We start from the raw sequence: 22905 nt of genomic DNA on the forward strand, positions 1-22905 counted from the left end.
GATGCAAGCCGACATGCTCTTCAGCGCCGACTACGCCACGGCGCGCGACAAGTTCCGCGCGGCCTGCACCTTGCGCGGCCTCGAACCGCAGGCCTTCGTGCACCCGCTGGCGGGCGCGCAGGGCGAGCCGCTGGCGACCGACGTGGTGCGCGTGGGCCCGGCCGATGCCCGGCGCGTGCTGGTGCTGACCTCGGGCGTGCACGGGGTCGAGCTCTTCGCCGGCGCGGGCTGCCAGATCGACTGGCTGCTGACGCATGGCGCCTCCGACCTGCCGCGCGACACCGCCGTGGTGCTGGTGCATGCCATCAACCCGTGGGGCGCATCCTGGCTGCGGCGCTACACCGAAGACAACGTCGATCTCTGCCGCAACTTCATCGACCACTCGGCCGCGCCGCCGTCGCCCGCCTACGCGCCGCTGCACGCGGCGATCGACCTCGATCCGGACGACGCCGATGCCGCAGCCCGGGGCGACGCGCTGCTCGCGGACTTCGCCGCCGCCAGGGGCGACGAAGCGCTCTACAACGCGCTGATGGCCGGCCAGTACGGCCTGCCGCACGGCATGGGCTTCGGCGGCCGGGCGCCGACATGGTCGCGGCTGGCCATCGAGGCGGTGCTGCGCCGCCATGGCGCCAGCGCCACCGATGTGTGCCTGGTCGACTACCACACCGGCCTGGGGCCGTACGGCTACGGCTCGATCGTGGCGCTGCAGCAGGGCGCGGACCTGGCGCGCATGCGCGAGGCTTTCGGCCGCTGGGTGGTCGCGGTGCACGAGAGCGACGCTCCCGAAGACTTCGCGCCCGTCACCGGGCATTCCACGCCGGGCTACGAACGCGCACTGCCGCAGGCGCGCGTGACGGCCGCGGTGCTGGAGTTCGGCACCGGGCGGCCGCAACGCATGCTCGATCTGCTGGTGCGCGACCAGCGCGAATGGGCCTCGGGCACGGGCCGGACGACGCTGTCGGAGGTGCGGCGCGAACTGCTCGAATTCTTCTACCCCGAAGACGCCGCATGGCAGCGCGGCCTCGTCGACCAGTCGCGCCGGATCATCGGCATGGCGCTGCAGTTTCTCGCGCGCGCGCCCTGAAGTGCAGGCGTATGCTTGCGATCCTCGTCAACCAGGATCGGGGACCCTGCGCATGGACATGCCATTCAGCCTGCCTTCCGCCTACGCGCTCGAATCGGCGCGCAGTTGGGGGCGCACGCAGGGCCTCACGCTGACGCCCATCGGGCGGGCGCGCGGACGGCGCGAGTTCCTGTGCTTCCGCCCGGGCTTCTACGTCGCGCTGGGGCATGTCGACCATGCCGAACCGAGCCGCGAGGTCTACCGCAGCGGCGACTTCATCAAGCTGCACTTCCGCCTCGAGGGCGAGAGCTTCGTCGGCCAGCCCGGCGCGCCTGCCGCGCAGACGGTCAGTGCGATGAGCGTGAGCACGCTGCTGCAGCCCCCCGGACTGGCCAAGGAAGAGTTCTTTGCCAGCGAAGTGCGCGAGCGCTCGGTCACGCTGTGCTGCTCGCGCAGCTTTCTCACGCAGGAACTGGGGCTGTCGGGCGAGGCGCTGAGCGGGCCGTTCGGCACCTTCGTGCGCGGCGAGCCGCAGCGCTTCGAGTTCATGCGCTTTCCGCTCGATGCCGTCCAGCATGGCATCTCGCTGGCGCTGCTGGGCGATTCGCAGGGCGACGCTTTCCGTGGCCTCTATGCCGAGTCGAAGGCTTTCGAGCTGCTCCACACCTTCCTCACCCGGCGCTTCGACGATGCCGCCACCGACAGCACCGGCGGGCGTGCCCGCGAGCGGCTGGCCACGGTCAGGCGCTACATCGACGCGAACCTGCACGAACCGCTCGAGATGCGGCAGCTCGCGAGGCGTTTCGGATTCAGCGAGAGCCACCTCGCGCGCCGCTTCCGCGAGGCCTTCGGCCTTCCTCTTTTCGAATACGTCGGCCAGGCCCGGCTGGCGCGGGCGCGCACGCTCGTCGAGTCCGGCCGGCTCAGCATCTCGCAGATCGCGGCGGAAGCGGGCTACGGCCACGCCGCCAATTTCAGCACCGCATTCAAGCGGCAGTTCGGCATGACGCCGCAGGGCGCGCGCAAGGCTGCGCGCCAGGCCCACTGACACCCGCCCTGCACGCGTGCTTCGGCGCGCACGAATGGAGGTCGAAGATGGAAGAACGAGACATCCGCGCGGCCATCGACCGGCACTGGGCCGCGTCGGCCGCGGGCGACCAGGACGCCGAGCACGAGATCTACCACGACGATGCCGTGTGCAGCTACCCGCAGTCGGGCGAGGCGATCCATGGCCGGCGCAACCTGCAGGCGCTGCGCAGCCATCACCCCGGCCGGCCGTCGGGCTTCGCTGTGCGCCGGATCGTCGGCCAGGGCGAGCTCTGGGTCACCGAGTACGCGATCGACTATCAGGGCCGGCGCGCGTACACCGTGAGCATCATGGAATTCTGCGACGGCAAGGTGTCGTGCGAGACCCAGTACTTCGCCGACCCGTTCGATGCGCCGGCCTGGCGCAGCCAGTGGGTCGAGCTGGCGCCGGCAGGCGGCTGACCGCCCGGCCGCAGCAGCAGCAGCACTGCGGCGTGCACCGTGTCCGGAGGACGGTTCGCGAGAAGCAGCGAGCCTGCCCGCGAACGCGTCAGGGAAAGCCCGCACGCGCCTTTGCGGCGGCGACAAAGCTGCTTTTCACACCTTGCAGCACCCCGCCGGAACCCCGTCGATAGACTGCCCCGGCGGGCCTGGCGCACAGCCTTCGAGCCCGTCCACAAGACCGGAGACGACATGATTCATCGAAAGCTCATCGCCCCGCTGCTGCTCGGGCTGGCCATGGTGGCCGGCGCGGCCCACGCACAGCAGCCCATCCGCATGGTCGTGCCGTTCGCGGCCGGGGGCGGCACCGACCAGTACGTGCGCCTGCTGGCCTCCGAGCTCGCGAAGAAGGGCACGCAGATCATCGTGGAGAACAAGCCCGGCGCCAGCGGCATCGTGGCCGCCGACTACGTGGCGCGCTCGCGGCCCGACGGGCTCACGGTGCTGGTGTCGTCGCTCGGCACGCTGGCCAACAACACGGTGCTGTACGACAAGCTCCCGTACGACCCCAAGAAGGACTTCGCGCCGGTCTCGCAGATCGGCTACCAGCCGGCCATCATCGTCGGGCGCGTCGACCTGCCCTACAAGAACATCAAGGAGATGGTGGCCTACGCCAAGGCCAATCCCGGCAAGATCAACCGCGGCTCGCCGGGCGAAGCCATCCTGACCAACCTGGCACCGCTGAACTTCGAGCGCACGCACGGCTACAGCACCGTGCACGTGCCCTTCAACGGCGACGCGCCGGCCGTGCAGGCGCTGCTGAGCAACACCATCGACATCCATGGCACATCGCTGACGGGGTCGCTGTCGCTGATCCAGGCCGGCAAGCTGCGCGTGCTCGGCGTGATGGACAGCCAGCGCCTGCCGCAGGTGCCCGACGCGCAGACCTTCAAGGAGCAGGGCTACGACTTCGAGGCCGTGCTCTGGTACTCGCTCTCGGTGCCGTCGGGCACGCCGGCCGATTCGATCCGCCGCCTGAACAAGGCCGTGAACGAAGTCATCGCGCAGCCCGACTTCGTGACCCGCGCACGCGCCATGGGAATGGAGCCGCGCGGCGGCACGCCGGAGGAACTCGCGAAATTCGTGCAGACCGAGTTCGAACGCTGGGTGCCGATGCTCAAGAGCCTGAACCTGCCGAAGCAGTCGCACTGAATCACGCCGGGCGACCCGGCACGAAGCGGCTTTCCTACGCCGCCTTCGCGTCGCGCAGCGTGTCCAGCGCCCCCGCCGCGCGCCGCTCCCAGGCCACCGCGCCCTGCGCGCGCGCGAGGTCGAGCGAGCGCCGGTACAGCGCCTCGGCTTCCGAGGCATGGCCCTGCCGCGCATGCCGCAGGCCCGCCGCGCGGTAGACCTCGGCAGCGCTCCACTGCCCGCCGCCACGCATCGCGCGGGCCACCAGCCGGCCGTCGACCCATTCATCGCAGAAGGTGACGAGCATCTCGCTGCGGGGGTCGTCCATCTTCGCGAGCCGGCCGGCCACCTCGCGCACGTGCGCGCCCCGGTCGACCACCTCCTCCAGCCTGAGCGCATCGTCGTAGCACTGCGCCCATTCGTGCCAGTAGTCGAAGCCCTTGGCCTGCGTCTCGCGCAGCATCGTGTCGACCCAGGCGCGCGCCACCGCGCGCTCCTGGGCCCAGATCGCCACGGGGCAGATCCAGAACAGGGCCACGCACAGCGACATCGCGTGGCCGAGCGCCGCGGCCTCGTCCATGCACCGCACCGCCATGGCCATGGCGAGGCGCGCGTCGCCCTCGATCCACAGCGTGCGCGCCAGGATGGCCATGGCCGTGGTGCGCGCATCGGGCTGGAAGGTGTTGCCCTGGTTGCGCCGCGTCGCGCCGTCGACATCCATCGCCGCCTCGGCGTGCGTGCGGGCGTCGGCCAGCTCGCCGCAGAAGAAGCTGGCCAGCGCCAGCATGCGGTGCGACAGGTTGCGCGCGACCTCGCTCTCGGACTGCATGGCGTAGGCGCTCAGCCCCTGGGCATGGGTCAGCGCCGACGGGTAGTCGCCGCGGGTGACGTTGAGCGCGCACAGGCCCCAGCGGGCCTGGAACTCGAGGCTGCCGACCCTGAACTGCAGCGCGGTCTCGAGCGCGCGCTCGCAGGCCTGCGTCATGTCGGCCACGCTGCCGCCGGTGTGCCACAGTGCGTTGTAGAGCGCCAGCTGCAGCCAGCCGGCCGTCAGCAGGTCGGGCTGCGGCAGCGCCCGCACGTAGTCCAGCGCCGCCTGCACGCGATCGCGGTACTCGCCCACCTCCGAGAGGCGGAACCACAGCGGCGCGGAGGCGATGGTGAGCGCGCCGGCGATGGCCGTGTCCTCGCGCTGCGCGAGACTGGCATCGAGCGCGGCGCGCACGTCGTCGAGCAGCCCGCCGTAGCGCTGCAGCCATTCGTGCGCATCAAGCAACGCCAGGTCGGCGGTGGCGCTGCCCATCAGGTCCTGCATCAGCCGCGCGTGCCGCCGCGACACCATCTCGTGCTCGCCCGCGCGCACCAGCAGCACGTGGGCATAGCTGCGCGTGGTGTCCAGCAGCCGGTAGGGGGCGTGCGCCTCGCTGCCGGGGTCGTAGACCACGAGCGACTTGCCGGCGAGCGAGATCAGCGCGTCGGAGGCGACGTCGGGGTCGAGTTCGTTCGCGACCACGCCGAGCGCGGCCTCGACGTCGAAGTGCGCGCGGAAGACCGACAGCATGCGAAAGAGCAGCAGCTCGGACGGGTTGAGCAGGCCGATGCTCCAGTCGAGCGTGGCGGCGAGCGTGCGCTGCCGCGGCAGCGCGGGATGCCGCAGCGCCGAATGCAGGCGCATGTGGTCGTTCAGCCTGAACGCGAGATCGCTCGCGGCCTGCGCGCCCAGCCGCGCCGCGACCAGCTCGATGGCCAGGGGGATGCCGTCGACCTGCCGGCAGATCCGCGACAGCGGCCCGCCGCTCGCGTCGTCGAAGGCACCGGCGCCGGCCGCGTGGGCGCGCTCGACCAGCAGCTGCACCGCGGGCGAATGCAGTGCTTCGGCCAGCGAGGCCGGCGCCTGCTTCTGCACGGCCAGCGGCTGCAGCCGCAGCACATGCTCGCCCTCCACGCGCAGCACTTCGCGGCTGGTGGCGAAGATGCGCAGGTTCGGCAACGCCACCAGGAAGCGGTGCAGCAGCGGCGCCAGCGTCTCGATCACGTGTTCGCAGTTGTCGACCAGCAGCAGCGCCGACGCGTTCTCCAGCCGCTGGACGATGGCCTGCTCGATGTCGGGCACGCCGCCGCGCACGCCGATGGCGCGCGCCATGGTGGTCAGCACGTGGTCCTGCGAGGTGAGCGGCGCGAGATCGATGAAGCGCACCGCGCATGCGTGGCGCTCGCGGTAGCGGTCGGCCACGCGCACCGCGACGCAGGTCTTGCCCACGCCGCCCGCGCCCACCAGCGTGACCAGACGGTGGCTCGAGAGCATGGCGAGCAGGCGTTCCATTTCCGCGTCGCGGCCGATCAGCTTCGTGAAGCGCGCCGGCAGTCCGGCGGGCGCGGCCTCGTCGCTCTCGTGCGCATGCTCCGCCAGGGAGCCGTTCGACCGGACGACTTCGCGCCGGACCCGGCCCCGGAAGCAATAGCCGCGCAGCGGAATGTTCGATATCCACTCGAGGCAGCCGTTGCCGTCGTCGGGTTCGCCGAGCGCCTTGCGCAGGATCGACATGTGCACGCGCACGCTGGCTTCTTCGACCACCACGTCGGGCCACACCGCCGCAAGCAACTGGTCCTTGCTCACGATCTCGCCCGCGCGCTTCAGCAGTTCGAGCAACAGGCCGTAGGCCCGCGAGCCCAGCCGCACCGGCCGGCCGTGGCGCTCGAGCCGGCGCTGGTCTTCGCGCAGCACGAACGAACCGAAGCGCCAGGCGATCGCGCCGCCGGCATCGGTTGCAGCGGCTGCGTCGGCTTCAGGCACGGACCAGCCCGCGCTGCGTTGCCTTGACCGCCACCTGCGCACGCGAGCTGGCGTGCAGCTTCTCGCAGATGCGCGAGACATGCGCCTTCACGGTGTTGGCCGAAATGTCGAGCTTGCGCGCGATGCCCTTGTTGCAATCGCCCTTCACGAGGAAGCGCAGAACGTCTTCCTCGCGCGCCGTGAGCCAGGTGCGCGGCGGGCTGCTCTCGAACAGCATCGCCGCGCGCTTGCAGAGGTAGCGCGAGCCGCCGCGCGCCACATGGCGGATGGCATCCATCAGCTCGAAGGGATTGGCGTCCTGCAGAAGGTAGCCGTGCACGCCGCCGTGGATCGCCTGCAGGACCTCGCCCTCCTTGTCGCGGCGCGTCATGACGACGATGCGCGGGCCGGTGCCGGCCGCGCCCGCCGCCGCCGCCGCGGCCAGCAGTCCCAGGGCGCATGCGTAGTCGGCCACGATCACGTCGGCCACGTCATGGCGGATGTCCGCCGGGCCGGGCCCCGCATGGACGTCGAAGTCGGGCTCCTGGCCGATGAGTGCGACGAGGCCGGCCATGACGAGCAGGTCTTCATGGCAGACGCGGATGGTGAGTTGGGGTGGTCTTGTCATGGCAGTGAGGTGTCTCGTTCAAGGGGTTCAGGACGCCAGCGAGGTGTCGGCATGCGGCGGCTCTTCGTCCATCAGGAGGCCGCGACGCATCGCCTCGGCGATCGCGCCGGTGCGCGTCGGCTCGCCGAGCTTCGCCAGGATCGCCTTCACATGCGTCTTGACGGTGCCTTCGCCGATGCCCAGCAGCCGGCCGATGTCCTTGTTGCTCAGCCCGCGTGCCATCAGCTGCAGCACCTCGAGCTCGCGGGCCGTCGGGATGGCCTGCGCCAGGGTGTCCAGCAGCCGCTCGGCCACCGAGCGCGACAGATACCTGCGTCCGGCGGCCACGGTGCGCACCGCGTCCGACAGCTCGTTGGCCGAGCAGTCCTGAAGCAGGTAGCCGCGAACGCCCGCGTCGACGGCGCGGCGGATCTGCCAGCTGCGGTCCTGGTCGGTGACGACGAGGAACGACGCCGCCTTCGGGCGCCGGCCCACAGGCGGACGTACCGGCGCGGTGGCGCGCAGCACGCCGGTGGCGTAGTCGGTCACGAGCACGTCGGCCGCCTCGGGGCTCCCGGCCTGCACGGTGAAGTCGGTGCTGGCGCGCAGCAGCGATGCGATGCCGGTGGAAACGTAGGGGTCGTGGTGCGCGATCGCCACGTTGATCTGGGGGGCATGGGCCATTGCGGTCATGGGCGCGATTCCTTCTGAAGTCCTGGAGCAAGTCTGCGCAAACGCCGCTCCGCAGGCCAGTTAAACCCTGTCAATCCTTGTTATGGGGGCGCGCCGGGCTACGGCGCCAGCGCCACGATGCTGGCGATGCCGCTGCGGGTCATCTTGGCGTAGGGGCAGAAGCGCTCGGTGCTGCGCACGAGTTCCTCGGCCAGGCTGCGCTCGACGCCGGGCAGATGGATCAGCACGTTGGCTGTGAGCATGAAGAGCCCGTCCATCGGGTCGCGCCCGAACGCCACCGCCACTTCCACGCGGGCATCGCGCACCGCGATCCTGTTGCGCGTGGCCAGCAGCGTCAGCGCACCGTGGAAGCACGCGGCGAAGGCCGCGGCGAACAACTGCTCGGGGTTGGTGCCGCCGCCCTTGCCGCCGAGTTCGGACGGAAGTCGCAGCTCGACGTCGAGGCTGCCGTCGTCGGAGCGCGCCACGCCCGAGGCGCGCCCGTGCCCCGCCTCGCCGCCGCTCACCGTGACCTTCGTCGAGTAGATAGGCTGGAACTCCGGCCCGGTGTAGCGGTTCAGGATGCTGACCGGAGGCGCTTGCAAGGAGCCCATGGCGCGGCCTACTTCAGCGACGCCAGGTAGGCGATCAGGTCGGCACGCTGCTTCGCGTCGTCGAGGCCGGCATAGGGCATCACGTTGCCCGGCACGGCGTTCTGCGGATTCGCGATGTAGGCATCGAGCTTGCGGGCGTCCCACGGATAACCCGCGCCCTTCATGGCGCGGCTGAAGCGGAAGCCGGGCGCGCTGCCGGCCTCGCGGCCCACCACGCCCTTGAGGCTGGGGCCGACGCCCGGGCTTCCGTCGATCGAGTGGCATGCCGCGCACTGGGCATAGGCCTGCCGGCCGGCAGCGACGTCCTGCGCATGCGCGCCGGCGGTGCACAGCGCGGACAGTGCCGCCGCAGCGGTCGTGACGAGTCGAATGGCGTTCATCGCGGTGGCCTCAGGAAGATTGCAGCTCGAAGGCCGCGCTGACGATCAGCCCGACCTCTTCCCCGATCTGCGGCAGCGCGGCCAGCACGCCGAAGTCGCTGCGGCGCAGCGTGCCGCGGATGTCGAAGCCGATCGTGTAGACCTGCTTCACGGGGTTGATGCCGGCGCCGACGAAGGTGGCGTCCAGCACGATCTCGCGCGTGACGCCATGCAGCGACAGGTTGCCGGCCACGTGGAAAGCGCGGCTCGCCAGCGAGACCGGCGAGGTGGAGGTGAGCGTCACATTCGGAAAGCGTCCGGCGTCGAGCCAGTCGCGGCTGCAGAGCTCCTCGTCGAGCAGGTCGACCGAAGTCCGCACGTTGGCCACGGGCACCGACACGGTCAGGGCGCCGGCTTCCGCGCCCTGCTGCGACGACGAAAGATCGAGCATGCCGGTGGGCCGCAGGAACTCGCCGTAAAAGGTCGAGATGCCGAAGTGCGACACGCTGAACAGCACGCGCGTGTGCACCGGGTCCAGCAGGTAGCTGCCTCGGCGCACGGCGTCGGGCAACTGGGGCGGCGGCATCGGCCGGGTGGGCGCAAGGGTATCGGTCATGTCTTCACCGGGTATCTGGGGGTGGTTGTCCGGGGACCGCACCGGGGCTGGCAACCTCTGCCGCGGCCGGGCGCTGCAACGGTCACCGCACGCCAGGGGACGCCTTGGCGTGGATGCCCGTGTTCGCGACCGGCCGCGGCAAAGGCGCTGGCATCGGTGCGGCATCGGCGCAGTGTCAGCGCGGGGCCTTCGGCAGTGCGAACCACGCCTCGAAGTTCAGGGCGCCGATGCGCGGGTTGTCGCCCGGCACCAGCGTGTCGTCCTTCAGCTCGGCGCCGAAGTAGCGCGCGTGCACGTCTGGCACCACGGTGCGCGTGTCGTTCGTGGCCTTGAGGTAGCGCGACACCAGGTCCGACAGGCGCACGCGCTCCGGACCGGCGATCTCGACCACGCCGTTGACGGGTGCGCCGAGCGTGAAGTCGGCCACCGCGGCAGCCACGTCGTCCGAGGCGATGGGCTGCACGAAGGCGGGCGACAGGTGCACCGTGTTGCCGTCGGCGCCCGATTGCGCGATGGAACCCAGGAACTCGAAGAACTGCGTCGAGTGCACGATGGTGTAAGGAATCTTCGACTCGCGGATGAGCGCTTCCTGCGCCATCTTGCCGCGGAAATAGCCGCTCTCGCCCAGGCGGTCGGTGCCGACCACCGACAGCGCCACGTGGTGCTTCACGCCGGCCCTGGCTTCGGCGGCCATCAGGTTGCGGCCCGCGGTCTGGAAGAACTCGAGCACGGCCTTGTCTTCGAACGACGGCGAGTTCGCCACGTCCAGCACGACCTGTGCGCCGGCCAGCGCGGCATCGAGGCCTTCGCCGGTGATGGTGTTCACGCCCGAGGCGGGCGATGCGGCGAGCACTTCGTGCCCGGCTTCACGCAGCTTGTTGACGACCTTCGAGCCGATGAGGCCGGAGCCGCCGATGACAACGATCTTCATGATGGTGTTCCTTGGGTGGGTTGCGTGGTTCAGGCGAGCTTGGCCTTGTCCAGGCCGAAGACCTTGTCGGACGATCCGGGCACCGTCTTGAAGGCGATGTTCAGCCGGCTCCAGGCGTTGGTGGACATCACCAGGAAGGTGAGGTCGGAGATCTCCTTCTCCGACAGCTGCGTGCGCACGCGCTCGTAGATGTCGTCGGGCACGCCCTGGTCGGAGAGCCTGGTCAGCGCTTCGGTCCAGGCCAGCGCGGCGCGCTCGCGCGGAATGAACAGCGTGGAGTCGCGCCACGCGGCCAGGTGCAGCAGGCGCAGTTCGCGCTCGCCCTGGATCCTGGCCTGCTTGATGTGCATGTCCAGGCAGAACGTGCAGCCGTTGAGCTGCGACGTGCGGATCGAAACGAGGTTGCGGATCGGCTCTTCGATGGCGCCTTCCTTGATCGCGTTGAGGAACTCGACGAATTTCCTGAAGATCTCGGGAGACTGTTCGGTGTACTTGACACGCTGCGTCATGGCTGGGTCCTTGAAGATGAATCGGCAGATGCCGAAGCTCAGAGCGGCTGGGCTACCCGTTTGCGAAGGATCGCGAGATGAGCCTTGATCGTAGGAGTGGGGTCCGCCGCCCGGTAGCCCTTCGGGCGGCCCCACGGTGTTGAGCGAAGCGCAACAATGCGCGCCGCGCAGGGCGCGGCAAGGCCGGGCTCACAGGATGATTTCGTTCACCGGCACGGGCAGAGCGGGCAGGTCCGTCGCGCCGATCAGCTCCTTCAGCTCGCGCTCGATCGTTCTCGCGATGAGCGTGATCGGCACGTCGTTGGCGCTGCCCTCGAACGGGTTCTCGGTGCTCTCTCCGACCTGCTCGAGGGAGGTGTACATCCACGAGATCGTGGCGCTGAAGGGAATCACCAGCCACACCATGCAGCCCTGCATCAGCCCGCCGATGCCCTCGTTGAGCTTGTCGAATTCCTTCAGCAGGCCGAACGGCAGCAGGATGCAGAAGGCCCACACGAACAGCGTGTTGATGATCGCGTACTGCCGCGGGTACGGATAGTTCTTGATGCGCTCGGCACGCCCCTGCTGGTCGATGAACTCCTTCTGGACCTTGTTGAGCTCGACATACACCGTGAGCGAGATGCGGTCCTCGTCGAGCATGCGCTTCAGCGCGCTGTTCTGCAGCCACAGCACCTGCGTCGCCTTGTCCTTCGCGTCGCAGACACGGCCGTGCTCGGCGGCGCCAAGATGCTTGCGCAGCTCGCTTTCGAGCGCCACGTCCTGCTCCGGAATGCGGTAGGCATCGCGGTACTCCGCATTCGATGCGTTGTTCACCGTTTCCCAAGGCCGCGGGCTGCGCAGCTCGTAGCGCAGGCAGGTGAGCCACGCGACATGCCGGTCGACGAGTTCGCGCGCGTCGCCCGGGTGCGCGATGAAGCCGCGCACGCTGGTTCCCCAGAACCTGCTGCTGTTGAGGATCGAGGTCCACAGGTGCTGCGCCTCGATCGTGCGGTTGTAGGTCTGGACGTTCTTGAAGCCGACGATGAACGAGGTCGCGGTGCCCAGCAGGCCGACCACGGTCAGCGGAATGGTGAGCCACCGCAGGCCGAGCACCTGGTAGAGCAGCACCGGCACCACGCCCACGGCCAGCAGCAGGTAGATCTGCCGCCGCGTCCAGACGATGAATTCGGAGACTTTGTAGTGCTTGCCTAGATGCATGGTGATCTCTCGCGCAGGTGGGGGAAATTCGGTGGAATGGATCTGCAAGTGCGTGCGCGAGCGCCGACCCCGGACGGGACCGCGCTCGCGCTGTATGGACCGACGAACTGCAGCCGGCGCGGCGGCTACGGTTGCTGCTGCAGCGCCTCGATGGCGGCGAGCACGTCGCGCGGCTCGGCGCGCCGGCGGACGTCTTCCTCGATCAGCGCGAACCGGATGCGGCCCGCGCTGTCGACCACGTAGGTCGCGGGCACCGGCAGCACCCACTGCCCGTTGCCGTTGAGCACGGGAATGTCGGTGCCCACCGAGCCGTAGTAGTCGACCAGGTCGGGATGCAGCGCGTAGGCGAGGCCGAAGCCGTTGGCCGCGTCGAGCGCGGAGTCGCTGAGCACCGTGAATGCGAGGGCGTTCGCCTCGGCGGTGCTCATCGAGTTGTCGGGCGTCTGCGGCGAGATCGCCACCAGCGTGGCGCCGAGGCGGTCCAGTTCGGCCGACTGCTGCTGCCATGCGCGCAGCTGCAGGTTGCAGTAGGTGCACCAGCCGCCGCGGTAGAACACGATCACCAGCGGTCCGCGCTGCCAGAGGTCCGCGAGGCGCACCGGGCTGCCCGCTGCATCGGGCAGCGTGACGTCGGGGGCGCTGTCGCCTGCACGCACCGCGCGCGCCGCGATGCCGGTGGCGTCGAACACCTCGTCGGCTTCGGCCAGCATGCCGGCGGGCGTCATGGCAGCCTCCCGCCGACGCGGGCGAAGCTGCCCGCCAGCGCATCGCGGAACACCACGATGGCGTCGCCGGGCGCCTCCTGCAGCGCTTCGGATGCCGCGACCACCGAGCCGGCCACCACCGCCCCCATCACCACGGCGGTGCTCGCGATGCCTTGCAGCCTGCGCACGAGGGCATCGGCACGCCCGTCGGGCAACGGATCGCGAGGTGTGGGAATTGACGGTTTCATGACGAATCTCCTGGGGCACTGGCTCGCACCGGCTCTTGCCGGCTGCGTCCAGGCAAGCGTAGTGACTGCGGCGTGCCGCCGGTAGGCCGGCGCAGGGGACCACGGTGTTGCATGGCAGGCACCAATGCCTCAGGGGCGCGGCGGATTCGCAGCGGCGGCCTCGACGATCAGCCGCGTCACCGGGCCCGGCTTCGACACCATCACCACGTGCGACGCACCCTTGACCACCACCGTCTTCATCGACTTCGCGCGCTCGGCCCTGAACGACAGCGCGGCCGGCGGGATGTTCAGGTCGCGGTCGCCATAGATGAACCACGAGGGCACCGACTTCCATGCGGCCGCGGGGGCGGGCTCGCCGAGCGCGGCTTCGGTGATGGGGCGTTGCGACACGGCCATGAGGTGCGCCATGCGCGGTGCCACGTCGGCCGCAAACTGGTTGCCGAACCTGTCCTGCTGAATGTAGAGGTCCTTGCCGCCGCCGGGCAGCGCGACCGGTGGGGCGAGCGTGGGGCCGAGCGTGCTGCCGGGGAACTTGCCCGACAGGTCGGCCGCCGACTCGCCCACTTCGGGTGCGAACGCGGCCACGAAGACCAGTGCCTTCACGTTGGCCTTGCCTTCCGCCGCGGCCGAGATCACCGAGCCGCCGTACGAGTGCCCGACCAGCACGACCGGCCCCTTCACCGCATCGACGACCGCGCCGACGTAGTCCGCATCGGACTTCACGCCGCGCAGCGGATTGGCCACCGCGATCACGTGGAAGCTGCGCGCGCGCAGGTCGCGCACCACGTCGTTCCAGCTGGCCGATTCGGCGAACGCCCCGTGCACCAGCACGACGGTGGGCCGGTCGGGCGGCGCGGCGGGCGTGGCCGCGGCGACGGGTGTCGCGAGGTGCAGCGCCGCGAGGCCGATGGCCGCCGCGGCACGAGCGAGTTGCAGGAGTTTCTTCATGTCGGTTCCTTCGTGAGGAGAGGTGGTTGGAAAGGGGTGGGCCTTCAGCAGGCGCCGGACGCACTGCCGCCTCGCGCGAGCGGATTCGCGCATGCACGGCCCGTTGGTGCGATGGCCGTTGCCGCCGCGGTGGTTGTGTTGGTGGTGCAGATGTCCTGCGGCAGCGCCGGCGGTGCCGCGACCGCCACCGTGGCGATGCTCAGCGCGGCGGTGGCGGCCTGGCCGCTGGCGAGCACGCCGGCCGCAGCGATGGCCAACAGGCAGATGCCCATGTAGCCGAGGCGCAAGGCCATCTCGAGGCGACCCGCGGCCGGCGATGGAGAAGGCGAAGACGGCAAGGAAGGCTGTCGCGCCGAGGTGCGGATGCGCTGCGTCATGGTGAGTCCCCAGAAGGCCCTTGGAGGCCCGGCCCCAGGGCGACTGAGGCGCCGGTCCGCGGTGATCGCGAGACGGACTCGATGCTAGTTTTCGCAACCCGGTGGCGGTAGTGCTGCGGCGGGTACTTCCATGTTGCACGCGCGGCATCAATGCGGCCTGCGCAGCGCCTGCCCGGCTCAGGCGCGCACGTGGACCTGGTCGATGTAGCACCAGCGCCAGTCCTCGCCCGGCTCCACCGACCGGATCACCGGGTGGCCCGTCTCGTGGAAGTGGGCAGTGGCGTGCTTGCGTTCCGAGGAGTCGCAGCAGCCGACGTGCCCGCAGGCGAGGCACATCCGCAGGTGCACCCAGCGCCCGCCGGTGCGCAGGCAGTCCTCGCATCCCTGGGCCGACGGTGTAACGTCGCGGATCTGGTCGGTGTGCGTGCAGGTGGCGGTCATGTCGGTGTCTCCGTGCGGCGATGCCGCGTGGGTGGAAGAAAGAAAGAAAGGAAGGCGGAGGCGGTGCGTGCCTACATCGCTTCGTAGCCGGGCCCGTCGCCGCCTTGCGGCGCGGTCCACACGATGTTCTGGGTCGGGTCCTTGATGTCGCAGGCCTTGCAGTGCACGCAGTTCTGCGCGTTGATCTGCAGGCGGTCCTCGCCGTGCCCGTTCTTCAGGAACTCGTACACGCCCGCGGGGCAATAGCGGCTCTCCGGGCCCGCGTAGGTGCGCAGGTTGACGGCCACCGGCACGTTCGCGTCGCGCAGGCGCAGGTGCACCGGCTGGTCTTCCACGTGGTGGGTGTTGCTCAGGTACACCGAGCTCATCCGGTCGAAAGTGAGCTTGCCGTCGGGCTTCGGGTACGCGATGGGTTCGCACTGGTCGGCCGGGCGCAGGCTCTCGTGGTCGGGCCGCCTGCCGTGCAGCGTCCACGGCGGCGTGCGGATGCCGAGGCGCGGCAGGAGCCACTGCTCCACGCCGGTCATCAGCGTGCCCACTGCCGTGCCGTACTTGAACCACAGCTTGAAGTTGCGCGACTCCTGCAGCTCGGCGCGCAGCCAGCTGCGCTCGAACGCCTGCGGATAGGCAGTCAGCTCGTCTCCCGAGCGGCCATCGCGCAGCGCGTCGCACACGGCCTCGGCCGCCAGCATGCCGGTCTTGATGGCGGCATGGCTGCCCTTGATGCGCGCCGCGTTCAGGTAGCCGGCGTCGCAGCCCACCAGCGCGCCGCCGGGAAACACGGTGCGGGGCAGGCTTTGCGGCAGGCCGTTGTTGATGGCGCGCGCGCCGTAGCCCAGACGCGTGCCGCCCTCGATGTGCGCGCGCACCGCAGGATGCGTCTTCCAGCGCTGGAATTCCTCGAACGGACTCAGCCATGGGTTGGCGTAGTCGAGCCCGATGACGAAGCCGAGCGACACGCGGTTGTCCTCGAGGTGGTAGATGAAGCCGCCGCCGAAGGCATCGCCGCGCATCGGCCAGCCCGCTGTGTGCACGACGAGGCCGGGACGGGCCTGCGCGGGATCGACGCGCCAGGTCTCCTTGAGCCCTATCGCATGGCTCACCGGGTCCCGCCCTTCGGCCAGCCCGAAGTTCCCGATCAGCTGCCGGCCGAGCTGGCCGCGTGCGCCTTCCGCGAAGACGGTGTACTTGCCGCGCAGCTCGACGCCCGGCTGGAAGGCCGCGGTGCGCTTGCCGTCGCGTCCCACGCCCATGTCGCCGGTCGCCACGCCGATCACGCGGTCCTGCGCGTCGTACAGCACTTCCGTCGCGGCGAAACCCGCGAAGACCTCGACGCCGAGGCCCTCCGCGTGCTGGCCCAGCCATTTCACGACCTTGCCGAGGCTGATGACGTGGTTGCCGCGGTTCCGGAAGCATCTGGGCACCAGGAAATGCGGCGTGCGGAACGTCCGCTGCCTGCCGAGAAAGAGGAACTCGTCGGCCGTCACCGGCTGGTTCAGCGGCGCGCCGAGCGCCTTCCAGTCGGGCAGCAGCTCATCGAGCGCCCGCGTGTCCATCACCGCGCCCGAGAGGATGTGGGCGCCGGGCTCGCTGCCCTTTTCGAGCACCGCCACCGAAACCTTGGGGTCCAGCTGCTTCGCGCGTATCGCGGCCGCCATGCCTGCGGGGCCGCCGCCCACGATCACGAGGTCGTAGTCGATCCTGTCGCGTCGATCGGCGGGAGAGGAAGGGACCGGGTCGGTCATGCGGCGCTCCATGTGGGCGCCCTCCGCCTGTCGCGTTGCCGTGTTGCTGGTCGGATTTGCACGGAAGAGTCCGCGCCGACGTGAGTTCGTCCCGTGCACGAACGGATGGAAAGTGCACGCCTCGTTACAGCCGCCTCGGCAATCTGACACCCGTCATCTTCGTTGCGACAGGCGGAAGGCAAATCGTCGGGCTGCGTCCTGTGGCAGCCCTGTGAACCGATCGTAGGTAGCGCGCACGCGCGCCGGTAGGCCCGCGCGACGGACCATGGTGTTGAGCGCAGCTCACCAATGCGCGAAGCGACGGATGCGCGCGGCGGCGATCAGACGAACCTGATCGACGAGCGCATGCCCACGCGCGACATCTTGGTGTACGGGCAGATGCGTTCCGCATCCGCCACCAGCGCCGCGGCCTCGCAGGCGTTCATGTGCGGCAGGCTCACCTCGAGTTCCGCGGTGATGAGGAACAGCCCGTCTGCCGGATCGCGCCCGAACGAGACGGTGGCGGCGATGTCGACGTGCGGCGGCAGGCGCATGCGCCGCGACGCGGCGGCGATCGTCATCGCGCCGTGGAAGCACGCGGCGAAGCCGGCGGCAAACAGCTGCTGCGAATTCGTTCCGCCGCCATCGCCACCGAGCTCGGGCGGCTGCCGCAGCACCAGGTCGAGGTTGCCGTCGTCGGAAACCGCGCGCCCCGAGGCTCGCGCATGCCGCGCCTCGCCGCCGGACACGGCGACAGTGGTGGTGTAGAGCGGAAGCACCTCGGCGCCGGTGTAGGGCGCGAGAAGCGCGGTGGTGCTGCCGGTGCCGGCATGGCCGGTGTCTGCATCGCAGGCGAGTGCGATCATGTCGGTGCCCTTTCGTTGGTGGTGCCGGTGTCTGCGGCCTGCCCGCGCAACCCGGCGACAGCCTGCTGGCTGCGTGCGTTCTCCAGCGCGATCGACAGGCTGAGCGCCACGAGCTCGTCGTGCTCGAGCACGGCGACGACCTCCTGGTACTGCGCATGCGCGGCGCGCGCCTCGCCGGTCGCCAGCAGCGCCTCCGCCCAGGCAAGCGCGGCCCGCTCGCGCGGCGTGAGTCCGGTGCCAGCATCGCGCCAGTCCGACACGAGCGCCAGCTTCTCGATGGCGATGCCCGCACCGAGCAGCGACAGGAAGTGCGCGTCCATGCGCGCGTCGCAGCCGTTGATCTGCGAGACCCGCAGGTGCGCAAGGCCGCACAGGGACTGCGAGAGCGCGGACTGCGCGACGCACCTGTCGACGATCTGCGCAATGCGTTCGTGCGACGCGGTCATCTTCTCGATGTCCATCGATGCCGCCCCGGCGTTCACTGCGGCGGTTCCGGCATGACGTCATCGAAGGCCGCGCCCTGTGCCAGCGTGCGGTGCACAGGGCATCTCTGCGCGATGTCGATCAGCTGCGCGCGTTGCCCCGCGTCGATCGCACCCTCGATGGCCACCTGCCGGCTGAACACGTCCGGCGGCGAGCGGTCCTTGTCGCGGCGGTGGTTCACCGCGGTGCGGATGCGCTCCACCGGCCAGCCCTTGCCGTCTGCGTAGTGGCGCAGCGTCATGGTGGTGCAGGCCGCGAGTGCGGAAGCCAGCAGGTCATAGGGTGTCGGACCGGAGCCGAGCCCGCCGGCGGTCTCGGGTTCGTCGGCCAGCCAGCGCGATCCGCCGGAGCGCAGTGCCAGCTGGAACTTGCCGAGGCCGGTTTCCTCGGCCACGGCATCGCCCACGCTGGCTTGCGGCGCGGAGGGTTCGGGCAGGTAGCGCAGCGCCCAGGTCGCGATCAGGTTCGCCGCATGCTCGGCATCCTCGCGCTTCGACAGCAGGTGGTCCGCATCGTCGAGCGAGACATAGCTCTTCGGGTGCCGCGCCGCCAGAAAGATGTGGGTGGCGTTCTCGATGTCCACCGTCTGGTCGCGCGGAGCGTGCAGCAACAGCAACGGGCGGCGCAGCGCGGCGATGCGCGCGCCCTGGTCGTGGCCGCGCAGGTCGTCGACGAAGGCCTTGCCCACCGACAACGGCCGGCCGGCCACCTGCACCAGCGCCTGCTGCTGCATCTGCAGCCGTGCCAGGCCCTCGGGGTCGAGCAGGTGCAGCACGTGCGCCACGTCGAATGGCGCGGCGATGGTGGCGACGGCACGCGCGCTCGCGATGCTGCCCGCGGCTGCGAGGATGGCCGCGCCGCCCAGGCTGTGGCCGACCAGCAGCGCGGGCGCCATGCCCGCGGCCTGCATCGCGGCGGCGGCGCAGACCAGGTCCTGCACGTTGAGGCTGAAGCTCGAGTCGGCGAAGCTGCCCTCGCTGTCGCCAAGGCCGGTGAAATCGAAGCGCAGCACGCCGATGCCCACGCTGGCCAGCGTGCGCGCCACGCGCACCGCCGCAAGGTTCTTGCGGCCGCAGGTGAAGCAATGGGCAAAGAGCGCCCAGCCGCGCTGGATGCCCTCGGGCATCTCCAGCGTGCCGGACAGGCGCTGGCCTTCGCGATTCTGAAAGTCGAACGGACGTGTCGGCATGGCGTTTCCTTCAGGCCAGGGTAGTGCGGATCTGCAGGCCGGACTTCAGCGTGAGCGTGACCGGCGTTCGCTCGGCCACCTCGGCCAGCCTGGCCTTCTGCGCGTCGTCGAGCCCTTCGATGTGAAGCAGCCGCTCGACCACCATCTCGTTGTTCTCGCGCGCCAGGCGCAACTGCACCTGCACCGACGCGAGCGGCCATGCCTTGAGGTCGGCGTACATGCGCAGCGTGATCGCGGTGCAGGCGCCGAGGCCGGCAACCACCAGGTCGTACGGGGCGGGTCCGCCGTCCGCGCCGCCGAGCGAGACCGGCTCGTCCGCGACGAGCCGGTGCCCGGCCCCCGTCTCGATCTGCGTGCGGTAGAGGTCGCGGCCGATGCTGGCGGTGGCATGGGTCATGGAAGTTCCCGTTCGCGCGCAGTGTCAATCGGCCAGGCGCGCGGCGAGCCGCGCCACGCGTTCGCCCTGGAAGCGTGCGATCGAGAGTTCGTTGGCCGTCGGCATGCGCTGGCCGTCGGAACCGGCGAGCGTGCCCGCGCCGTAGGGCGAGCCGCCGGTGATCTCGTTCATGTTCGTCAGGCCGGCGCACGAGTAGGGCACGCCCGCGATGACCATGCCGTGGTGCAGCAGCGTCGTGTGGAACGACGTGATCGTGGTCTCGTGGCCGCCGTGTTGCGTGGCGGTCGAAGTGAACACGCTGCCGATCTTGTCGACCAGCGCGCCCGCGGCCCACAGCCCGCCGGTCTGGTCGAGGAAGGTGCGCATCTGCCCGGCCATGTTGCCGAAGCGCGTGGGCGTGCCGAACAGGATTGCGTCGTAGCCCGGCAGTTCCGCCACGGTGGCGATCTGGGCGGCCTGCTCGGCCTTGCCGCCCGCCTGGCGCAGCGCGTCGGCGGACATGGTCTCGGGCACGCGCTTGAGCGTGACCTCGCTGCCCGGAACGCTGCGCGCGCCTTCGGCGACCGCCTGCGCCATCTGCTCGAGATGGCCGTACATGCTGTAGTAGAGAACGAGGATCTTGCTCATGGATTGCTTTCGGGTGGGTGGTCGGTTGAGGATCGGAAAAGTCGCAGCGCTCAGTCCTGGAACGAGGTGACGTCGCGCCAGTGCAGCGTGGACAGCACCACGCCATCGCCGTCGATCTCGAACTCTTCGGGCAGCGGGCCATCGATGCATTCGAGCTGCACGGCGCCTGCAAGCTGGCGGCGCAGTTCCTGCGCCCACCCCGGGCCCTGCGCCATCCAGAGCAGGTCGGTTTCGTCGCCGTCGATCGAGGGCGCGAGCATCACGACCACGCGCAGGCCGGTGCCGTCGTCTTCTCCCGCGGGCTGGATGGCCCACAGGCGCAGGATGGCGGGGGTGGCGTCGTACCACGCCGACAGGACGCTCGATGCAAGCGCGCCCTGATGGCGCGCGTCGAGGGAGGGAGCGAGGGAGATTTTCATGAGGCTTCGATCGGTTGGGCGCCGGTGGGCAGTGGAGGAAAGGAATCGACCGCGCCGCTCAGGCACGACCGTTGCGATAAAGAGGCAGCCACACGCTGAACTCGGCGCCATGGCCGATGCCGGCCGACGTCGCTTTCACGAAGCCGCCGTGCGCGACCGTCAGGCCGTGCACCAGCGCCAGACCGATGCCCAAGCCGCCGTGGAAGCCTTCGGCGGCGGCGCCGGCCTGGCTGAACAGGCCGAAGACATGCGGCAGGAATTCGGGTGCGATGCCGCAGCCGGAGTCGGCCACCGACAGCCTGGCGAAGCCGTCCTCGGCGCCGATGCGCACCACGATCTCCGCACCTTCGGGCGAGAACTTCATGGCGTTGTCGAGCAGGTTGCCCACGATCTGTTCGAGCCGCACCGCATCCGCATGGCACGGCAGCGGCCCAGCCGCGCGCACTTCGGTGCGGATGCTGCCCCGCGTCCAGCTGCTGCGCAGCGCCGCGACAAGGCCGAGCACCAGTTCGGCGACATCGACCTGTGCGCAATGCAGCGCCAGCTTGCCGGTCCGCACGCGCGAGAAGTCGAGCAGGTCGTTGATGATCCGCGTCTGGTTCTCGATGGCGCGCTGGATCGACTCGGCAATGCCGCGGATGTGGGCGGTCGACGCGGGCAGGCGCTGCAGCAGCTTCGCGTTCATCTGGATGACGTTGAGCGGCTGCTTGAGCTCGTGCGACACCACGGCCAGCGCGCGGTCCCGGGTGGCGCAGCGCAGGCGCACCGCCGCACCCGGATCGCGCCGGGCCGGCGCGGCCGCATCGGACGTTGCCTGCATGCCGCAGGGGCTCCACGCGGTCGTGTTCACAGCGGCCCCGCGAGGAAACGGGAGTCGAGGGGCCGGCTGGTGCCGGGCATGTGGAAAGGCTTCATGGTGATCCGGGCGGATGGCCGCATCGGGTGTGGCCGGAGGTGTTGCGAACACATCGATGCTAGGCAGCGCCCCCTTCCGGCGGAAGGCCTGTGCAGCGGCGCACCGTGTTGTCGGCGGCGCACCAATCGGCGCGCCGGCGGGGCCTTCGGCACCTCGATCGTTCGGGGTTTCTGGATGCTTCGTCCGAGGCCCGGGCGATTGACCGGGGCGGCCTCGTCCCTAACATGGAATCGACCCGATGACGAAGTGAAGGCTGACGCGACGCGGGCACGGGCGGGCCGAAAAAACCTGTCACAAAACACACGGCTCATCCGTCCTTGCTTCGTGAGACGCGAACGCGTCTCCAGCCGCCATGCACCCGGCCGCCGTCTTGCACGGATCGGCGGACCGCGGCTTTTCCATCTCAATGCACAGGATCGTCACATGAAGCAGTTCACCGGCAGGGTGGTTCGCGTCGCCGGCAGCGACAGGGGCCGGCGCGCCGCCGCCGTCGCAGCGGGGGCAATCCGGAACGCAGCACAACGGACAACGCCATCATGAAAGAAGAGTCAGACCCGACGCCATCCGCGGACACGAACGGCCATCCGCCCACGCGGGCGCTCTCGGCGAACCCGTTCTTCGGGCTGCTGCACACCGACACGCCCGCCCTGTTCTCTCGCGAGACCCGCTGCGACGTGTACGACATGGGCGGCATCACCGCCGTGCGCATGGCGATGCCGGCCTCGTGCGTGACGCAGCTTCCCCGGGATTCCGGCGAGGCCGGCAGCGACGACGTGCTGCTGGCCGTGCTGGTCGAAGGCACGGCCACGCTCACCGCGGGAGAGCAATCCGCGCCGCTGGGCGACGGCGACTGGGTCGTGCGCGACCAGCGCCGCGCCTGCACCTGGAACGTGGCCACCGACGCCGTCTTCTTCGGACTGCAGATCCCGCGCCGCCGGCTCGGGCGCATGAAGGTTGCGCCGATGCTGGCATCGCGCGGCGCCGGGGCACAGGGCGCCGACCCACAGCCGCGCAACGGCATCGACGGCGTGATGAGCAGCTTCCTGCGAACCGTGGAAGCGCAGCTCTCGCACATCGCGGGCGAAGCTGCGGCATTGCTTGCCGATGCCGCCATCGGCCTGCTCGCCGCGGTGCTCGAGGAAGAACGGCGGCGCAACCGCGCGCCACCGGACAGCCTCGCGATGCTGCGGCTGCGCGCGTCGCAGTTCGTGAGCGCCCATGCGGCCGACGCCGAGCTCGGTGTCGAGGCCGTGGCGCGCGCCATGAACTGCTCGACGCGCTATCTCTACAAGGCCTTCGCCGGAGAGTCGCTCAGTCCCGAGAAGCTGATCTGGAACGCCCGGCTCGAGCGCAGCTGCCAGGCGCTGCTCGATCCGAAGAACCTGCATCGGCCCGTGGGCACCATCGCCTTCGAGAACGGCTTCAACAGCGACGCGCATTTCGCGCGCGCGTTCAAGGCCTCGTACGGCATGCCGCCCGGCCGCTTCCGGCTGATGGCCGCCTCGCTCGCGCAGCCGCCGGAGCCCTCGGGCGACTGAACCCGGCGCAGGGCAGCAGCCCGAGGCGC

At 70.1% G+C, this 22905-nt stretch carries 27 protein-coding genes; 5 read left to right on the top strand and 22 right to left on the bottom strand.

Features of this window, described 5'->3' with window-relative positions; genetic code table 11:
• Position 1: 1 nt before the first annotated feature.
• From AACL56_RS28600 to AACL56_RS28615, 4 genes are all read left to right on the top strand, one after another.
• A complete protein-coding gene (locus AACL56_RS28600; protein WP_339093384.1) occupies positions 2-1084 on the top strand; it encodes a DUF2817 domain-containing protein in 1083 nt (360 codons plus the stop codon).
• 52 nt (positions 1085-1136) lie between these two features.
• On the top strand, positions 1137-2111 hold the full coding sequence (locus tag AACL56_RS28605) for a helix-turn-helix domain-containing protein (RefSeq protein ID WP_339093385.1): 975 nt from the start codon (positions 1137-1139) through the stop codon (positions 2109-2111).
• 47 nt (positions 2112-2158) lie between these two features.
• Positions 2159-2551: a nuclear transport factor 2 family protein gene (locus AACL56_RS28610; RefSeq protein WP_339093386.1), complete on the top strand. Its 393-nt coding sequence runs from the start codon at positions 2159-2161 to the stop codon at positions 2549-2551.
• Positions 2552-2782: 231 nt separating this feature from the next.
• Positions 2783-3742, top strand: a complete 960-nt coding sequence (locus AACL56_RS28615) for a Bug family tripartite tricarboxylate transporter substrate binding protein (RefSeq protein ID WP_339093387.1) — start codon at positions 2783-2785, stop codon at positions 3740-3742.
• A gap of 34 nt (positions 3743-3776) precedes the next feature.
• On the opposite strand, the gene AACL56_RS28620 is transcribed toward AACL56_RS28615, so the two are convergent.
• From AACL56_RS28620 to AACL56_RS28725, 22 genes are all read right to left on the bottom strand, one after another.
• Complete coding sequence (locus AACL56_RS28620; RefSeq protein WP_339093388.1) at positions 3777-6515, bottom strand: ATP-binding protein; 2739 nt, start codon at positions 6513-6515, stop codon at positions 3777-3779.
• Positions 6508-7122, bottom strand: coding sequence for a response regulator transcription factor (locus tag AACL56_RS28625; protein ID WP_339093389.1), 615 nt, complete (start codon positions 7120-7122; stop codon positions 6508-6510). The genes AACL56_RS28620 and AACL56_RS28625 overlap by 8 nt, the downstream gene beginning before the upstream one ends.
• Positions 7123-7149: 27 nt before the next feature.
• Positions 7150-7794 (bottom strand): response regulator transcription factor, encoded by a 645-nt coding sequence (locus AACL56_RS28630; RefSeq protein WP_339093390.1) that lies wholly within the window; start codon positions 7792-7794, stop codon positions 7150-7152.
• Positions 7795-7892: 98 nt separating this feature from the next.
• Positions 7893-8387: an Ohr family peroxiredoxin gene (locus AACL56_RS28635; RefSeq protein WP_339093391.1), complete on the bottom strand. Its 495-nt coding sequence runs from the start codon at positions 8385-8387 to the stop codon at positions 7893-7895.
• An 8-nt stretch (positions 8388-8395) separates the two neighbouring features.
• Positions 8396-8767 carry a c-type cytochrome gene (locus tag AACL56_RS28640; RefSeq protein WP_339093392.1) on the bottom strand — a complete coding sequence of 124 codons (372 nt, stop codon included), beginning with the start codon at positions 8765-8767 and terminating at the stop codon, positions 8396-8398.
• Between the two features lie 10 nt (positions 8768-8777).
• Positions 8778-9362: a YceI family protein gene (locus AACL56_RS28645; protein ID WP_339093393.1), complete on the bottom strand. Its 585-nt coding sequence runs from the start codon at positions 9360-9362 to the stop codon at positions 8778-8780.
• A 175-nt stretch (positions 9363-9537) separates the two neighbouring features.
• Complete coding sequence (locus tag AACL56_RS28650; protein WP_339093394.1) at positions 9538-10293, bottom strand: SDR family oxidoreductase; 756 nt, start codon at positions 10291-10293, stop codon at positions 9538-9540.
• Between the two features lie 29 nt (positions 10294-10322).
• The gene (locus tag AACL56_RS28655) at positions 10323-10802 is read right to left on the bottom strand and encodes a carboxymuconolactone decarboxylase family protein (RefSeq protein WP_339093395.1); all 480 of its coding nucleotides are present in this window, start codon (positions 10800-10802) and stop codon (positions 10323-10325) included.
• Between the two features lie 189 nt (positions 10803-10991).
• Positions 10992-11999, bottom strand: a complete 1008-nt coding sequence (locus tag AACL56_RS28660) for a bestrophin family protein (protein ID WP_339093396.1) — start codon at positions 11997-11999, stop codon at positions 10992-10994.
• Positions 12000-12124: 125 nt separating this feature from the next.
• Complete coding sequence (locus AACL56_RS28665; RefSeq protein ID WP_339093397.1) at positions 12125-12724, bottom strand: peroxiredoxin-like family protein; 600 nt, start codon at positions 12722-12724, stop codon at positions 12125-12127.
• Positions 12721-12951, bottom strand: coding sequence for a hypothetical protein (locus AACL56_RS28670; protein WP_339093398.1), 231 nt, complete (start codon positions 12949-12951; stop codon positions 12721-12723). Before AACL56_RS28670 ends, AACL56_RS28665 begins: the two co-directional genes overlap by 4 nt.
• Before the next feature lie 129 nt (positions 12952-13080).
• Positions 13081-13899, bottom strand: a complete 819-nt coding sequence (locus AACL56_RS28675; protein WP_339093399.1) for an alpha/beta fold hydrolase — start codon at positions 13897-13899, stop codon at positions 13081-13083.
• A 44-nt stretch (positions 13900-13943) separates the two neighbouring features.
• Positions 13944-14276, bottom strand: a complete 333-nt coding sequence (locus AACL56_RS28680; protein WP_339093400.1) for a hypothetical protein — start codon at positions 14274-14276, stop codon at positions 13944-13946.
• A 177-nt stretch (positions 14277-14453) separates the two neighbouring features.
• On the bottom strand, positions 14454-14717 hold the full coding sequence (locus AACL56_RS28685; RefSeq protein WP_339093401.1) for a ubiquitin carboxyl-terminal hydrolase 14: 264 nt from the start codon (positions 14715-14717) through the stop codon (positions 14454-14456).
• Positions 14718-14788: 71 nt separating this feature from the next.
• Positions 14789-16474, bottom strand: a complete 1686-nt coding sequence (locus AACL56_RS28690) for an electron transfer flavoprotein-ubiquinone oxidoreductase (protein WP_425337087.1) — start codon at positions 16472-16474, stop codon at positions 14789-14791.
• A gap of 308 nt (positions 16475-16782) precedes the next feature.
• Complete coding sequence (locus AACL56_RS28695) at positions 16783-17307, bottom strand: Ohr family peroxiredoxin (RefSeq protein WP_339093403.1); 525 nt, start codon at positions 17305-17307, stop codon at positions 16783-16785.
• Entirely contained in the window at positions 17304-17789 is a 486-nt protein-coding gene (locus AACL56_RS28700; RefSeq protein WP_339093404.1) for a carboxymuconolactone decarboxylase family protein, read from the bottom strand. The genes AACL56_RS28695 and AACL56_RS28700 overlap by 4 nt, the downstream gene beginning before the upstream one ends.
• On the bottom strand, positions 17786-18979 hold the full coding sequence (locus AACL56_RS28705) for a bifunctional alpha/beta hydrolase/OsmC family protein (protein ID WP_339093405.1): 1194 nt from the start codon (positions 18977-18979) through the stop codon (positions 17786-17788). Before AACL56_RS28705 ends, AACL56_RS28700 begins: the two co-directional genes overlap by 4 nt.
• Positions 18980-18989: 10 nt before the next feature.
• Positions 18990-19376 (bottom strand): OsmC family protein, encoded by a 387-nt coding sequence (locus AACL56_RS28710; RefSeq protein WP_339093406.1) that lies wholly within the window; start codon positions 19374-19376, stop codon positions 18990-18992.
• Between the two features lie 24 nt (positions 19377-19400).
• A complete protein-coding gene (gene wrbA / locus AACL56_RS28715) occupies positions 19401-20003 on the bottom strand; it encodes an NAD(P)H:quinone oxidoreductase (RefSeq protein WP_339093407.1) in 603 nt (200 codons plus the stop codon).
• Positions 20004-20053: 50 nt separating this feature from the next.
• The gene (locus AACL56_RS28720; RefSeq protein WP_339093408.1) at positions 20054-20422 is read right to left on the bottom strand and encodes a hypothetical protein; all 369 of its coding nucleotides are present in this window, start codon (positions 20420-20422) and stop codon (positions 20054-20056) included.
• Positions 20423-20480: 58 nt separating this feature from the next.
• Positions 20481-21242 (bottom strand): sensor histidine kinase, encoded by a 762-nt coding sequence (locus AACL56_RS28725; protein ID WP_339093409.1) that lies wholly within the window; start codon positions 21240-21242, stop codon positions 20481-20483.
• Between the two features lie 632 nt (positions 21243-21874).
• Here AACL56_RS28725 and AACL56_RS28730 point away from each other — a divergent pair.
• Positions 21875-22876 carry a helix-turn-helix domain-containing protein gene (locus tag AACL56_RS28730; protein WP_339093410.1) on the top strand — a complete coding sequence of 334 codons (1002 nt, stop codon included), beginning with the start codon at positions 21875-21877 and terminating at the stop codon, positions 22874-22876.
• Positions 22877-22905 lie beyond the last annotated feature (29 nt).

It is taken from the genome of Variovorax paradoxus, assembly GCF_902712855.1.
Lineage (GTDB): Bacteria > Pseudomonadota > Gammaproteobacteria > Burkholderiales > Burkholderiaceae_C > Variovorax > Variovorax paradoxus_Q.